Raw genomic sequence first — 15,377 nt, forward strand, 5'->3', positions numbered from 1 at the left:
CCGACGACCGTTGGATGGACGCACAATCCGGCGACGAGACCGACCTGGTGTCCATGACCTGACCGTCGCGTCCACGAGCGCGCCCTTCTGCCCAGAAGTCCGGGACCATCGGCGGGGGCGCTCGCGTTCGTACGCTCTGCTACCGGCACCGGTCGGGACGGAGGTACCGCCGTGCCCAGCATCGTGACCTTGACCCTGAACCCGACCGTCGACGCCAGCACCGAGGTCGGCCGGGTCACCGCGAACGAGAAGTTGCGCTGCGAGTCGATGCGCTACGAACCCGGTGGTGGCGGCATCAACGTGGCGCGAGTCGTTGCGCGACTCGGTCTTGACGTCACGGCCGTGTTCCTCGCCGGGGGTGCGACAGGCCGGCAGCTACGCGAGCTGCTCGAGGACGAGACCGGCATCGACGCCCTCCCCGTGGACATCGATGGGTCAACCCGACTCAACGTGCATGTCGACGAGCACGAGAGCGGCGACCAGTACCGGTTCGTCATGCCGGGTCCCGAGGTGACGGCAGAGGAGTACGAGACAGCCGTGGACGCCGCGCTGCAGACGTCCCCCGACATCCTGGTCGCCTCCGGGAGCCTGCCCCCGGGTGTCTCCGACGATGCCCTGGCCGAGGTAGCGAAACGGACGCGCGAGACACCGACCCGCTTGATCGTCGACACGTCCGGACCAGCTCTCGAAGCCGTGGCGGGAGCAGGGGTCTACCTGCTGAAGCCCAACGCGACGGAGCTGCGCGACCTGTGGGGGGGTGACCTCGAGGACGACGACCTCGAGGCGGCCGCCCGCCGCCTCGCCGAGCGGGGCGCCGCGGACGTCATCGTGCTGTCCCTCGGTTCCGGCGGCGCCTACCTCGCCACCAGCGACGGAGGCAGACACCTACGCGCCCCGACCGTCCCGATCGAGAGCCGCGTCGGAGCAGGCGACAGCATGGTCGCCGGGATCGCCGTCGGGCTCGTCCGCGGCTGGGAGGTCACCGACGCCGTTCGGCTCGGGCTCGCCGCCGGGGCCGCGGCGGTGATGACACCTGGCACCGAACTCGCGCGTGCTGACGACATCGAACGCCTGTACCGACGTGGGACCGACTGATCCGGCCTGGGGGAGGGCGATCCACCGCACGCACGATGGTCGGCGGCGTCGATCCTCCCAGTGCTCAAGTAGCGAAGCGGTAGCACGACCTGAGGCGTCCGGCTGGCCGGGTGGACCAGCGCGGCCGAGACTACGGTCCCGGAGGACCGCATGGACGTCCGCACGTCGGGAGGGACGGGTGCTCGCAGGCTTCCTCAGCGCGGCGGTTGTACTGGTGGCCTCACTGGGCCTGCTCGGCACGGCGTCGCAGTGGCGCCGCATCACCGACCCCACCGCGATCCCCTGGTCGGAGACCGTCCCGGTGCTCGGCGGCCACGAGCCTGCCACCCACGCGTGGTCGCGCTTCCACGCGCGCTACTACCCGATGACCCTCGTCCTCATCGCGTTCGAGATGGAGATGATGTTCATGTACCCGTGGGCGGTCGTCTACGTCCGCGAGGGAGTCAAGGCGCTGGTCGAGATGGGGATGTTCCTGGCGATCCTGTCGCTGGGGGTGCTCTACGCGTGGCGTGAAGGAGCCCTTCGGTGGCAGTGAGCCTCCTGCATCGGATCGCTTCGTCGGCCCGAGTCCCCGTGTGCATCGTGACCGGGCGCGGCGAGGAGCCCGTGGCGCTCCGGCTGGGGATCGACCCGCGCATCGAGGTGGTGGACTCGCCCCGACACGCGACCGTCCTCGTCGTCATCGGTGCGATCGCCGCCGACCACGCCCCGGCCTTGCGGCGCGTGCACGATCAGCTCCCCCACCCTCGAGCTGCCGTGTGGTGGACGGCCGAACGGCTGACGGTGACCACGCGGGATGTCCTGCCGGACGTCGAGGAGGTACGGGTCGAGCCTCTCGTCACGATCACCGACCTCCACCGGGCACTGCTCCTCGGGGATCGCAGCTCCGCGCCGGCCGTGGGGCCAGCGGACAACCCCACGTCGTGGAAGGGCGTGGGGCCCCACGGCCAAGGCGGCGAGGGGATGATGGGCGGCGTTCCCTACGGCCGCGGGATGGCGATGACCGGCGAGGATGTCCGCGACGGGCTCGAACTCGATCGCGTCCCGCTCACCCTGGGTCCGTTCCACCGCGCCCTGCCGTCCGGGCTGACCCTGGAGCTGGAGCTGCAGGGCGACGTCATCGTCGCCTGCGACGCGCGCGGTCCGAACGGACCGTGGCTGGGATCAGCCACAGGCGCCGACGGTGACGTGCCGGACGCGCGGCTCGTCGCGGTGGCGCACCTGCTGCGGGTCCATGGGCTGGATGCGCTCGCCCAACGTGTCGTGCGCACGACGGTCGATGGACCCGAGGCGGCGATCGCCCCCCTGCTGCGCTCGGCCCGCAGACGCCTGCGCCCGGCACTCCAGGGCGTGGGCGTGATCGAGGGCGCCGACGCACTCGATCGCTTCGACGAGCTCATCGCGGATGCCAGCCTCCCGGACCTGGCGCTCGATGAGCTGGGGGAACATCTCGTGGGGCTGGGGTGGAGCGAAGCGGTCACGACGGTGTCGACCTCGCTGGGCACCATCCACGACCCGGCGGAGGTGAGCGGTTGACGGTCCCGCACCTGCATCCCGTCATCGCGGTCGCGGCGGTCGGCGTGGTGATGGCCGCGGGAGTGTGGGTGGCGGCGATGGCCGATCGCCTGCTGACGGCACGCGCCGCCGGCGCCCCGCTGACGGGACAGCTCGCCGCACCCTGGCGACGCGCCAGCCTGCTCCTGGTACAGCAGCAGACGACGACCGAGCGCCCCGACGTGACGCTGTGGCGGCTCGCGCCGGCGATGTACGGAGCGATGGCGGCGACCATCGTTGTGCCGGTGCCCCTCACCGAGGGGGCCGTCGCGGCCGACGTGCGAACGGGCATCGTCCTGATCGGCGCGGCCGAGGTCGGAGCCATGGTCGCGATCTTCCTCAACGGCTGGTCCGCCAACAGCTACCCCGCACTCGTGGGCGCGTACCGCATCCTCGCCATGGGCCTGTCGTACGTGCTGCTGAGCATGTTCGTGCTCATCGCGGCCGCACTCCCGGCGGAGTCACTGTCGGTCGGCGCGATCGTGGCGTCGCAGGAGCCGCTCTGGAACGTGGTCCGACAGCCGCTCGGTCTGCCGCTGTGGCTCATCGTCGGTCTGGGTGTGGCGTTCTGGGGGCCGCTCGAGCTCCCGGATGGTCGCGACCTCGGAGGCGGGACCGCGGCCGAGACCGCCGGGGCGCACCGGCTCGTCTGGGAGCTGTCGCGCTACGCGATGCTCGTCGCCTACGCGGTGGTCGGCGCGGCCGTGTTCCTCGGCGGCCACCACGGCCCGCTCTTGCCGGGCTGGGCGTGGATGGCGGTGAAGTCGCTCGGGCTCCTCGTGGCGCTCGTGGCCAGTCGTCAGGTCGTGGGCCGCGTGCCCCCGGAACGGTTCGTGCTGTGGACGTGGACGGTGCTGCTGCCGCTGGCGTTCCTGGATCTGCTCATCGCCGGGCTCGAGGCGCTGCCGTGAGCGCGCCGCTCGCTGCCGACATCGCCTTCTGGGGCTTCGGGCTCGCCGCGGTGTGGTTCGGCTGGCGCGTCTTCGTGACCGACTCGATGGTCCGAGCGACGTTCGCGCTGCTCGCGTCGTTCGTCAACGTCGGCGCGATGATGGTGCTGCTCGTCGCCGAGTACCTCGGCGTCGCGCTGCTGTTCATGATGACGGTCGAGATGACCGTCATGGCCATCTTCATGGTGGCGTTCATGATGAACCCTGCTGGCCTGAACCCGATGCAGATGGTCCACCAGCACACGGTCGCGATCGTCGCGGGCGCGCTGACCTTCATCGGACTCGCCGCCCTCGCGCTGCTCGCCGACTGGCCCGATGACCCCGTCGCCGCCCACGTCGACGCTGTGCCGAGCACGACCATCGAGGATCTCGGCACCGAGCTGCTCGGTGGCTCGATGCTCGTGTTCGAGTCGGCGGGGGTGACGCTGCTCGCGACCATGATCGGGGCGGTGATCCTGTCCTCACGTCGGGGACGCTACGGCCCGTCCGACGAGGGCTCGACACCGCCACCGCTCGACCCTGACGACCCTCACGGCCGCACGGCGGAACCGCAGCCGGCGACCGATCAGGGCGGCCACCACCATCACCACTGAGGAGACGAGCCCTTGGGACTGCAGGCTGCGCTGGTCATCGCCGCCGCGCTCATCGGCGTGGGCGTCTACGGCGTGCTGTCGCAGCAGACCTTCGTGATGATCATGATGGGCTTCGAGCTCGCGATCAACGGGGTGATGCTGGCCGGCGCGGCCTTCTGGGCCTACTCGACCGGTGGCCCTCCCCAGGGACAGGTGCTGGTCATCATCGCGATGCTGGTCATGGCGGTCGAGGCTGCCATGGGCTTCGCGCTGGTCATCGCCGTCTACCGCGCCCGTCAGGTCGACATGACCGAGGGCATCGACACGCTGAAGGGCTGATGCGGTGACCTGGATGCTCGTGCTGCTGCCGCTGCTCGCGGGCCCGCTCACCTGGTGGGCCTCCGGGCGCGTCGCGGAGGACCGACGCCGTGTCTTCTTGGCGTCCGTCGGTGGGACGACGCTCGTCGTCACGACGGCCGTTGGTGTCGCGGTCGCGGTGCAGCGTCCGAGCAGCGTGGCCGAGCTCGGGGAGGGATGGCGGCTCGTCCACGACGTCACACCGCTGGCCGGCATCGTCGCGGTGCTGGTGCCGGTGGTCGCGCTGCTCGTCGTGGTGTACGCCGCGGCTCACGAGCAGGCACGCGGGCTCGGTCGCCTGATCGGTGGCCTGGTCGCGTTCGTCGGGGCGATGGAGCTGATCGTCGTCGCGGGCGACCTCCTGACGCTGCTGATCGGCTGGGAGCTCGTCGGGGCGGTCTCGTGGGGACTGATCGCGCAGGACTGGCGCGACCCGACCGTCCCACGTCAGGCCGCGCACGCGTTCAACGCGACCCGCCTGGGCGACCTGGGGCTGTTCGTCGCCGCGGGTGCGGCGCTCGCGGGGGTCGGAACCCTCGACTACGACGGGCTCGGAACGCTGTCGGGTGGTGAGCTGCACGTCGTCGTAGCCGGTGTGATCCTCGCCGCCACCGCGAAATCGGCGCAGGGGCCGTTCGCACCCTGGCTGTTCTCGGCGATGGCCGGTCCCAGCTCGGTGTCGGCACTGCTGCACTCCGCGACGATGGTGGCGGCCGGGGCGTACCTGCTGGCACGCCTCCACCCGGTCCTCGACCGAGCCGACTGGTTCGGGCCGACGACGATCGGCATCGGACTCGCGACCGCGCTGGCCGGAGGAGCTGTCGCCGCGCTCCAGACCCACACCAAGAAGCTGCTCGCCGCCTCGACGTCGGCGCAGTACGGGTTGATGTTCGTGGCCGTTGGTGGCGGCTTCCCTGCCGCTGCGACCGCGCACCTGGTCACCCACGCGGTGTTCAAGTCCCTGCTCTTCCTGGTCGCGGGCATCGCGATCGTGGTCACGGGCAGTGCCACGCTGGGACGCCACCGGCTCGGCTCGCACCTACCGATCGTTGCGGGGGCCTCACTCGTCGGTGCGCTGGCGCTGGCCGCGGTCCCTCCCCTCGGCGCGGCGTGGACCAAGGAGGAGGTGGTCGCGGCCGGCGGTCACCACGCCCCGTGGCTCGCCGTCGCGGTGGCGATCGCGGGGGGACTGTCGGCGCTCTACGCCGCACGGTTCCACCTGCTGTCGTACGGACCGACCCAGGGCGGTCTGCGCGATCTCGGTCGGCCGTCGCGTAGCGAGCGGGGCGCCGTCGTCGCCCTCGCGGCCGCGTCGATCGGGCTGGGTGTGCTGCTCATCCCGGGCTCGGCTGAAGCCGTGTCCGACCTGTTCGACGCCCCGCTGCCACCTGGCGAACCCTGGGAGCTCGCGCTGTCGCTGCTCCTCGTCGCGGCGGGCATGTGGACCGCAGCCGTCGCCGACCGGCGCGACCGGCTCGGCAGCCTCGGCATGACCGGGGCCACCTCGCAGGCTGCGGACTGGCTCGGCCTGCCCACACTGACCCGCCGTGCGGTCGACGGTGCGCTGCGTCTGGCAGCGGCCGCGGCGCGGTTCGACGACCGCATCGTTGATGCCGGCGTGCGCGTCGCGGCGGCCGTCGGCGTCGGTCTGTCGTGGCTCCTCGCGGGACCGGGCGCCTGGAACCTGCCCCGGAAGGGCGTGCGGCGGGGTGTCGAACCCAGCGTTGACCGGGTCGTTCACGGGGCCGCCGCGGCGGTCCGGTGGCTCGCGGACCGCGCCTCGGTGCTGATCGAGCTCGTCGTCGACGGCGTGGTCGAGGGGACCGCGACTGGCGTCGGGGTCGCGGGGCGTGATCTCCGACGGCTCCAGACGGGACAGGTCCACCACTACTACGTGTTGATCGTCGTCGGTCTCGGGCTGCTCGTGGCCGTGGCCGCCATCTGGAGGTAGTCGATGCTCACCGCTGCCGTCCTGGTCCCGCTGGTCGGGGCGATCGCGTTGGCGCTGTGGCCCCGCGCGTCCGAACGCACCGCGCGGGGAGTCGGGGTGGTCACGACACTCGTCCCGCTGGTGCTGCTGATCGTGACGTGGGGCCGCTTCGAAGCCGGCGCGAGCGACCCGTTCCAGCTGGTCGAGCGGATCGAGTGGATCCCTCAGCTCGGTGCGTCGTTCGCCTTCGGCGTCGACGGCATCGGCCTCGCCGTGGCCGCGACCGCAGCGCTCCTCTTCGTCGTCGCGGTCGTCTACCCCGCCGACACCCGGGGGCGCCCACGACAGTACGTGGCATGGTTCCTCTTCCTCGACGCGGTCTCGCTCGGCCTGTTCCTCACGGTCGACCTGCTGCTGTTCTACGTCTTCTTCGACCTGTCGCTGGTCGGGATGTACTTCCTGATCTCGTCGTGGGGGCATGGCGATCCCAAGCGCGCGGCGTTGAAGTTCTTCCTCTACACGCTGGCCGGATCGCTGGTGATGCTGTTGGGGGTGCTGGCCATCTACCTGGGTACCGAGCCGCGCACGTTCGACATGGCCGAGGTGATCGCCCAGCAGCCGCTCGCGGGTGAGGCGACCCGGGCCGGGCTCGCACTGCTCGCGCTCATGATCGGTCTGGGCATCAAGTCGCCGGTGGTGCCGTTCCACACCTGGCTGCCGCCTGCCCACGTCGACGCGCCCGGTCCCGCGTCGACCATCCTCGCGGGCGTGCTGCTGAAGATGGGGACGTTCGGGATGATCCGCCTCCCCTACGCCATGCTGCGCGACAGCTTCCAGCGTTGGGCCTTCGTCATCGCCGTCGTGGCGGTGATCTCGATCGTGTACGGGGCGCTGGTCGCGTTCGGGCAACGCGACCTCAAGCGGCGCATCGCCTACACGTCGGTCAACCACATGGGCTACACGGTCCTGGGTGTCGCGGCGGCCGGTGCCTTGATCGGGGGTGACGAGGCCGCACGAGAGCTCGCGCTGACCGGCGCGACGGTCGAGATGGTCGCGCACGGGCTGATCACCGGAGCGCTGTTCCTCATCGCGGGCTCGTTCTGGCAGCGGGGCGGGGAGTACGACCTCGACGCGTACGGCGGGCTCGCCGGTCAGGCACCCAAGCTCGCCGGCGCCACGACCATCGCGGCTTTCGCCAGCCTCGGGCTGCCCGGACTGGCGGGGTTCGTCGCCGAGTTCCACGTCTTCGTCGGGACCTTCTCGGTGTTCCCGGTGCTCGCTGCCGTCGGCCTGCTGGGCATCCTGATCACCGCCGCCCTGTTCCTCCAGGTGCTCCAGGAGCTGTTCCTCGGGGACCTGCCCGACCGGTGGCGTGGGTTCCCCGATCTCGTCCCCCGCGAGGTGTCTGCCCTCGGGGTGCTGCTCGCGCTGACGGTCCTGATCGGAGTCTGGCCGGGGTGGCTGCTCGACGTGGTCCGTGACGGAACGGCGTGGCTCGTGGGGTCGTGATGCCGGTCGAGCACGTCGTCCCCGAGATCGCGGTCGTGATCGGTGCCGCGGTCGTGCTCGTGGTCGCCATGTTCACTCGGCGTGCCCGGCAGTGGGTGAACGCCCCGCTGGCGCTCCTGACGCTGGCTGCCGCCGCCGGGTTCACGATCGACGTCGCGATCAACGGCTCGCCCCTCACGACGATGCACGCTTCGTGGGCGGTGGATCCCGTGACCCACGCAGCCCGGCTGACCATCCTCGGCGCCACCGCGATCGCGGTCGTGCTCGCCCCGGAGTGGTTGCGACGCGACCCGCGTCACGGGGAGTACTACGGCGTGCTGCTGCTGTCGGCCCTCGGGGCGATGCTGATGGCTGGCGCCGCCGACACGATGGAGCTCGTCCTCGGACTGCTGCTCGCGTCGATCACGGGCTACACGCTCGCCGCCTACCACCGTGGATCGGCGGCATCGGTCGAGGCTGGGATGAAGTTCTTCCTCGTCGGGGGCCTGGCCAACGTCGCCCTCATCACCGGGGTCGTGCTGCTGTTCGGCGTCACCGGGACGACGGGGTACGAGCACGCGGCCATGGCGCTCGACGGAGCCTCCCGACCGGTGCTCGTGACCGCCGTCACGCTCATCACCGTCGGCCTCGCGTTCGAGCTCGGAGCCATCCCGGCGCACACGTGGATGCCCGACGTCGCCGAAGGCGCGCCAGCACCGGCAGCGGCGTTCCTGACCGTCGTGCCGAAGATCGGCGCGCTGGTCGGTCTCGCCCGCCTGCTGTCGATCCTGCCCGAGCCGCAGGTGGGGTGGCGGCCCCTGGTCGCCGTCATCGCGGTCATGACGATGACCCTCGGGAACCTCGCCGCGCTGTGGCAGGACGACGTCCGACGGCTGCTCGGCTGGTCCTCGGTCTCCCAGTCGGGCTACGGGCTGATGGCGATCGTCGCCATCGGGCACAGCGATCGCGCCATCCCGGCTCTCATCACGTTCCTGATCGCGTACGCGCTCGCGAACCTCGCGGCCTTCGGCGTGGTCGTCGAGCTGCGTGGCCGCACCGCCATCGCCGACTACGACGGGCTCGCCCGGGCCCGGCCATGGCTGGCAGCCGTCCTCGTGGTCGCGTTCCTGTCGCTGGTGGGGATCCCGCCGTTGGCAGGCTTCGTCGCCAAGCTGGAGCTGTTCACCGCCACCATCGACGCGGGCTACGCGTGGCTGGCGATCGCCGCCGTGCTGAACACCGTCGTCTCGCTGTTCTACTACCTGCGCGTCCTCGGGCCGGCCTACACCGCCGAGGCGCCTCGCGCCGTCCCGGTGCTGGGGCGCTGGGCCGGCATCGGGGCGGGCGTGGCCGCCGCGGGGCTGCTCACCGTGGGGCTGCTCGCCGGGCCGGTCTCGCGTGGCCTCGAGGGCGCACCGCTGCTCCCCTGACCGCGACGGGTACACCGCGACGAGCCAGGCAGAACACGCCCCGATGCCCGCTCGATGTACGCGATACGGTGCCATCTGGCAACGGATCACTTTCGTCGACATGCCAGAAGCGCTGCGGCCACGGAGCGGGTCGTCAGCTGACGGACCCGACCTCTTCGGACGTCGAGGGATGATCTCCAGTGGGGTTCGCGCGGACGAGGAGCACGACCTCGTCCCCCGCCTCGAGATCGTCGGCCGTATCGAAGAGGATGCGGTTCTCGCCGCGCAGCACGACCAGTGGCAGTCCGCGTCGCTGAACCTCCCAGACCGCCCGCAGCCGCTGCGCGTCGCCCTCGTCCGCCACCCTCTCGGTGACGATCTCGGTCCGGTTCGTCGTCAGCCACCCCTCCCACAGGCCGATGTCGACGTGGCCACCGAACAGCGGCTCCGCCCCGGCGTTCTCGCTGAAGCTGCGCAGGCCCGCGCTCATCGAGGCCCGCAACGCCGCGAGCACGCGCGGCACGAAGAACTCCTCGCGAGCGATGCGCGCCGCCAGCACGTTCACCTCGGCGTTGGTCGTCATCGCGGCGAACACCCCAGCCTCCTCGATCCGTGCCCGCTGCATCGTCTCGGCGTCGAGCACATCCCCTCTGACGGCGCTGAGCCCCTCCCGCCGCGCTTGAGCGCACAGGTCGGGGTTGGAGTCGATGAGGGTCACCGGCCGGGCATCGCCCAGCTGCGAGGCGATCGTGCGCGGTAGCGGTCCCGCGCCGCAGAGGACGACCCGGCGGCGGGCACTCTCGGAGCGATCGAGCTCTCCGTGTCGACGCAGCCATCGCACGCCGGCCGTCAACAGGATCGGAACGGTCGCGGTCGTGAAGATGGCCATGAAGACCAGGATCGTGAACAGCTCAGCCGAGATGAGCCCGAGCTCGAGACCGATCCCGGCCACGATGATCTCGACCGCGCCGCGACCGTTCATCGCCATACCGAGCACCAGGCCCTCACGCCAGCCGTACTGCGTCGGGATGTAGAACAGTGCGGTGCCTCCGATCTTGCCGAACATGGCCACCGCGAGGACGCCGAGCAGCAGTGCCAGGTCGGTCCGGAACACGTCGAGGTCGATCTGGAAGCCAGCGGTGACGAAGAACACCGGCGCGAGGAAGCCGACCGAGATGTCGTGGATGGTCCGGTTCACCTCCGTGAAGACGCGGCCCCCGAGCGCCTCGCTGCGCAGGAACAGTCCCGCGACGAAGGCGCCGAGGATGGGGTGCAGACCGGCGTACTCAGCTATCTCGGCGAACGCGAGTCCACTGCCGAGCACGAAGATGAAGGCGAGGCTGCGGTCGTTGCCGGACACGCGAGCTACCAGGCGGCCCAGCCGTGGGAGCAGGAGCGCACCGATCAGGCCGGTCACGACGAAGAAGGCCACCGCTTCGCCCGCTACCCGGGCAGTGCCGAACACATCGAACGCGCCGAGTTCGACGAATCCGATGATGCCGGCGAACACGATCAGCGTCGCCGTGTCGGACAGCAGCGCCCCCGCCATGAGCACGGACGCGATCCGGGTATCGAGCAGCTTGAGGTCGAGCAGGATGCGCGACTTGGTCGCCAACGACGTCACACCGACGGCACTGCCGACGAACAGCCCGGCGATGGCGGAGCCACCGGTCAGCATGATCAGGCCGAACCCCAGGCCGAAGGGGACGACGAAGCCACCCACCGCTGCGAGCAGACCGGGCACGGAGGCGCGTCGGAGATCACGGACGTCGATCTCGGTGCCGATGTAGAGCATCATCAGGATGACCCCGAGGTCACCGATGATGGTGAGCGCGTCGCTACTGTCGAGCAGCCCCAGGAGCGGTGGGCCGAGGAGGATGCCGACGATGAGTTCACCCAGGATCGCCGGGTAGCCGACGTGCACGGCGAGCCGCCCAGCGGCCCATGCGGCTACCAGTACGGCGAGCAGGTTGCCGACGCTGAAGGCCCCGTGAGCCGCCGTTTCCTGAGCGGCGAGCACTGCTTCGGTCACGGTGCTCCCGTGGTCGAGGGCTCAGCAGCCAACCATACCCAGCCCACGAGTGTGGTACCCGACTCGCGCCGAACGCTCCCCACGGTGGTGCCGGTGCTGGACGCGTAACCCATGCTCCAGATCGCTCGGCGCAAGGCTCTCGACCTGATCGACACCGGGCCACTTCTTGTCCCGCGATGCAACCAACCTGAGCCGTGTGACGTCTTCCTCTCGACGCCGCGAGCAACGGTGCTCCAGCACCTCCTGAACAGGAACGACGATGATGGACATGACGCGCGCGCGCATCTCGATCGCGCTCGCTGCCGGTCTCGCGATGGCTGCGCTGCTGGCCTCCGCTTGCTCGAGTTCGGATGCGGCGGCACCCCCGACGGACCCACCAACATCACCGGCACCACCGAGCACACCACCGACCGAAGCCATCGAGATCGACTGGAACGACGCGGAAGCCACGACCACGCTGGGCAACGGCTGGACGGTGAGCCACTGCGAGGGCGACGCGCCGCTCCTGTGCGTGTACGACGGCGACGAGTGGCTCGGGGTCCTCGAAGCCGGAAGCTCTCCTCTCGACGACGATCTCGCCGCGACGCTCGAGGCTGAAGGCCTCGCCGCGACGCTCGCCCAGCACGTCGAGGCCTACCACGCCACCTTCGAGGTGGACCGCGAGAACGGGTGCGGGCCGGGCTACGGGTACAGCGCTCTCGAGACCGTAGAGGCGACGCTCGCAGGCAACCTGGCACTGCGGTACGGCTTCGTCGGCACCCGCGACGGTGTCGAGGTGGAACGCAACCTCAGCTACGTCAGCATCGTCGACGGTCAGCTCAAGCTCATCACGGCGACGGCCAACGACCCCGACTCGTGCGTGTACTCCGACGAGTTCCACGAACTCACGCCCGCGGCTCTCCGCGAGTTCGAGACTCACCTCGATGCACTCGCCGCAGGGAGTCGCCTCCCACGGTAGACCGCCCTCCTAGAGTGCGCGGGGATGGTCTCGCTGCCCCTCGAACAACCGGCGTTCGTGTTCGCGGTGCTGTTCGTGGCCATCCTCGTCGCCCCGCTCGTCGCGGAACGCCTCCGAGCCCCAGGTCTCATCGGCTTGCTCCTCGCCGGAACCCTGATCGGACCGGCTGGCCTGGGACTCGTGGCACGCGGTGGTGTCGTGGAGTCACTCGGGGCCGTTGGACTGCTGTACCTGATGTTCGTGAGTGGCCTCGACCTCGACCTCGATGGGTTCGAGGAGTACCGCCGTGACTCGGTGCTCCTCGGCGTCCTGACGTTCATCGTCCCCGCGGTGGCTGTCGTCACGCTGGCGTTGGCGTTCGATCTGCGGTTCGCGGCGGCGGTGATGATCGGCTCCGCCTTCACCAGCCACACGCTGCTGACCTACCCTGTCGTGCAGCGCTTCGGGATCGTCCGCAACCGCGCCATCACCGCGACGCTGGGAGCGACGCTGCTGTGCACGGTGGCGGCGTTGCTCATGCTCGCGGTCGCTGCCGCCGCCGGTACCGGGTCGTCCGACCTCGGATTCTGGGTGGGCTTCCCGATCGGTCTGCTCACGTTCGGCGTCGTCACCCTGATGGGTCTGCCACGACTGACGCGATGGGTGTTCAGGGGGGTCGGACAGGACCGCGCGGTCAGGCTGACGTTCGTGCTCGCCGCGATGTTCGCGCTGTCGGCCACGGCCGATCTCGTGAACATCGAGCCGATCGTCGGTGCGTTCCTCGCTGGGCTCGCCGTCAACCGGTTCGTCGGCGAAGGCACCACCGTCCGCGAGCGGCTCGACGTGCTCGGATCCGCGCTGTTCATACCGCTCTTCCTCATCTCGACCGGGATGCTCATCGATCCGATCTCGGTCGCGACGAACCCGAGGACGCTGGCGATGGGGGCGGCGTTCACCGGCGCGACGCTGCTCTCGAAGTCGCTGGCAGCGTGGTCGACCGCCCGCCTCCTGGGCTTCGACCGGAACGAGCTCGGGATGATGGTGTCGCTCACGGTCGGGCAGGCGGCGGGAGCCCTCGCGGCAGTCATCGTCGCGTCGGATCTCGGACTGGTGGGTCAGGAGGTCGTGGATGCGACCGTGCTGGTGATACTCGTGACGGCCCTCGTGGCCGCACTCTCGGCTCAGCACTTCGCACCGCGGGTTGCGGTCCCCCCCGTCCGCGTGCGTGGGCTCGGACAGCGTGTCGTCGTCCCGGTCGCGAACCCGCACACCGCGGGACCGCTCGTGGAGCTCGCGGGGCTCGTCGCAGGTGCGGACCACGGCGCCGTCGTGGCGGTCAACGTCCTCGATCATGCGGCTTCGCCGCACGAGGTCGATGAGCACCGGAAGGTGACCGCCGAGGCGGAGCGAGCGGCCCTGCGGGTGGGAGCGGAGGCGGTCAGTCTCGTCCGGATCGATGCCAGCCCCACGGCTGGTGTGCTCCACACGGTGGTCGAACATGCAGGCACGAGCATCCTGATGGGTTGGACCGGCCACACCAACCGACGAGAGGCGTTCTTCGGCAGCATCATCGACGCGGTCATCGCCCGGGCGTCCGTGCCGGTACTCGTCGCACATCCGGGTAGCGATGGCGAGATCCGGCGGGTCGTGCTGTCGCTGACGTCCTACGACCTCACGATCGAGGGTGAACGGACGCTCGAGCTGACCCGCGATGTCGCCACACGGCTCGCCACTCAGGCCGGAGTTCCACTGCTCGTCGTCGGGCCGGAGCCACCCGAGCGCCTGCGAGCGCTGATCGCGAACGAGCGCCAACGAGGAGTGGAAGCGGTGCACGATGACCGGGCGCAGACGGTGTCCCTACGCGACCACACCGGCCCCGGTGACCTGGTCGTGACTGGCGTGCCTCCGACCCGAGGCCGGCTCGCACGGCGTGCGCTGCGGGTCGGACGCACCGTGCAGGACCGCACCCTGATCGTCGCCGTCCCGCACTGACTCCGGTCAGGCTGCGCCGGCTCGGGTGTCGGTCTCGCGCAGCGCGTCGATGAGTTCGTCCTTGGACATGCTCGAGCGCCCCGAGATGTCGCGCTGCTGGGCGAGATCGTACAGCTCGTCCCGCGTCAGATCGGTGTACGAGCCGTCGCCGCTGGCCGCCGCACGTCGGTCGCCACGGGACCGCTGCAGGCTCTCCTCCAAGGCAGCCATGAGGTCGACGACACCGCCGACATCGCGCTCCGGAGGGGTGATCTCCACCTCCTCGCCTTCCGCCTTGGCCTCGAGGAACTCGATCAGGCGCTGCTGGTACTCGTCGTGGTAGGCGGAGGGGTCGAACTGGGTGACGAGCCGGTCGATCAGCTGCTCGGCCATCTCGAGTTCACGCTCGCGCACCTCGACGTCTTGCCCGAAGGAGCCCACGTCCAGTTCCTCGGGATCGGCGACCTCGTCGGCGTAGTTCATGGTGGACAGCAGCAGCACACCATCTCGTGGCCGCAGCGCCGCGAGGTACTCCTTGTTGCGCATGACGAACTTCGCGATGCCGACCCGCCCCGACCGCTCCATCGCCTCGGTCAGCAGTCGGTAGGGCTTGAGTGCCGCCTCACCGTCAGGAGCCAGGTAGTAGGGACGGTCGTAGTAGATGGGGTCGATCTCGGACAGGTCCACGAAGTCGCGGATGTCGATCATCCGTGACGTCTCTGGATCGAGCTGCTCGAGCTCATCGGGATCGACGATCACGTAGCGATCCTCGCCGACCTCGTAGCCCTTGACGATCTCGTCGTAGGGGACCTCCTCGCCGGTCTCCTCGTCGACGCGCTTGCGCTTCACCCGCGCGTGGGTGGTCGCGTGGATCTGCTTGAAGTTCACGTCGTGGCTGCGGACCACGGTGAAGAGCTTCACGGGCACGTTGACGAGCCCGAACGATACGAAACCACTCCAGGTCGCTCTAGCCATCCTGCTGCTCCTGATCGTCCTCTGCCAGGGTCGCTCCGATCAGGTCGCCGCGCCGCACCCGGCCACGTCCGACCGTCGGGTGTGACTACGGTGACCCGACCGAGTGT

Annotated in this window: 13 protein-coding genes; 11 read left to right on the forward strand and 2 right to left on the reverse strand. The window is 70.1% G+C overall.

The genetic code is table 11. The annotated features are described in order from the left end of the window. Window positions 1–171 precede the first annotated feature (171 nt). From KY469_11160 to KY469_11200, 9 genes are all read left to right on the forward strand, one after another. Window positions 172–1,095, forward strand: coding sequence for a 1-phosphofructokinase family hexose kinase (locus tag KY469_11160; GenBank protein ID MBW3663647.1), 924 nt, complete (start codon window positions 172–174; stop codon window positions 1,093–1,095). A 178-nt stretch (window positions 1,096–1,273) separates the two neighbouring features. Next, on the forward strand, window positions 1,274–1,630 hold the full coding sequence (locus KY469_11165) for an NADH-quinone oxidoreductase subunit A (protein MBW3663648.1): 357 nt from the start codon (window positions 1,274–1,276) through the stop codon (window positions 1,628–1,630). After that, window positions 1,621–2,631 (forward strand): hypothetical protein, encoded by a 1,011-nt coding sequence (locus tag KY469_11170; protein MBW3663649.1) that lies wholly within the window; start codon window positions 1,621–1,623, stop codon window positions 2,629–2,631. Before KY469_11165 ends, KY469_11170 begins: the two co-directional genes overlap by 10 nt. 50 nt (window positions 2,632–2,681) lie before the next feature. Continuing rightward, window positions 2,682–3,560, forward strand: a complete 879-nt coding sequence (locus tag KY469_11175; protein MBW3663650.1) for an NADH-quinone oxidoreductase subunit H — start codon at window positions 2,682–2,684, stop codon at window positions 3,558–3,560. A gap of 86 nt (window positions 3,561–3,646) precedes the next feature. Then, window positions 3,647–4,192, forward strand: a complete 546-nt coding sequence (locus tag KY469_11180; protein ID MBW3663651.1) for an NADH-quinone oxidoreductase subunit J — start codon at window positions 3,647–3,649, stop codon at window positions 4,190–4,192. 12 nt (window positions 4,193–4,204) lie between these two features. After that, a complete protein-coding gene (locus KY469_11185) occupies window positions 4,205–4,510 on the forward strand; it encodes an NADH-quinone oxidoreductase subunit K (GenBank protein ID MBW3663652.1) in 306 nt (101 codons plus the stop codon). 4 nt (window positions 4,511–4,514) lie between these two features. Further along, window positions 4,515–6,479: an NADH-quinone oxidoreductase subunit L gene (locus KY469_11190; protein ID MBW3663653.1), complete on the forward strand. Its 1,965-nt coding sequence runs from the start codon at window positions 4,515–4,517 to the stop codon at window positions 6,477–6,479. 3 nt (window positions 6,480–6,482) lie between these two features. Continuing rightward, on the forward strand, window positions 6,483–7,967 hold the full coding sequence (locus KY469_11195) for an NADH-quinone oxidoreductase subunit M (protein MBW3663654.1): 1,485 nt from the start codon (window positions 6,483–6,485) through the stop codon (window positions 7,965–7,967). After that, complete coding sequence (locus KY469_11200) at window positions 7,967–9,376, forward strand: NADH-quinone oxidoreductase subunit N (GenBank protein MBW3663655.1); 1,410 nt, start codon at window positions 7,967–7,969, stop codon at window positions 9,374–9,376. The genes KY469_11195 and KY469_11200 overlap by 1 nt, the downstream gene beginning before the upstream one ends. A gap of 133 nt (window positions 9,377–9,509) precedes the next feature. On the opposite strand, the gene KY469_11205 is transcribed toward KY469_11200, so the two are convergent. Continuing rightward, window positions 9,510–11,387: a cation:proton antiporter gene (locus KY469_11205; protein MBW3663656.1), complete on the reverse strand. Its 1,878-nt coding sequence runs from the start codon at window positions 11,385–11,387 to the stop codon at window positions 9,510–9,512. Between the two features lie 259 nt (window positions 11,388–11,646). On the opposite strand from KY469_11205, the gene KY469_11210 reads away from it, so the two are divergent. Further along, the gene (locus tag KY469_11210; GenBank protein ID MBW3663657.1) at window positions 11,647–12,345 is read left to right on the forward strand and encodes a hypothetical protein; all 699 of its coding nucleotides are present in this window, start codon (window positions 11,647–11,649) and stop codon (window positions 12,343–12,345) included. A 24-nt stretch (window positions 12,346–12,369) separates the two neighbouring features. Next, the gene (locus tag KY469_11215) at window positions 12,370–14,316 is read left to right on the forward strand and encodes a cation:proton antiporter (protein MBW3663658.1); all 1,947 of its coding nucleotides are present in this window, start codon (window positions 12,370–12,372) and stop codon (window positions 14,314–14,316) included. A 6-nt stretch (window positions 14,317–14,322) separates the two neighbouring features. On the opposite strand, the gene KY469_11220 is transcribed toward KY469_11215, so the two are convergent. Further along, window positions 14,323–15,270 (reverse strand): Ku protein, encoded by a 948-nt coding sequence (locus KY469_11220; protein MBW3663659.1) that lies wholly within the window; start codon window positions 15,268–15,270, stop codon window positions 14,323–14,325. Window positions 15,271–15,377: the final 107 nt, after the last annotated feature.

This window comes from Actinomycetota bacterium, from assembly GCA_019347575.1.
In the GTDB taxonomy this organism is placed as follows: Bacteria; Actinomycetota; Nitriliruptoria; order Nitriliruptorales; family Nitriliruptoraceae; genus JAHWKY01.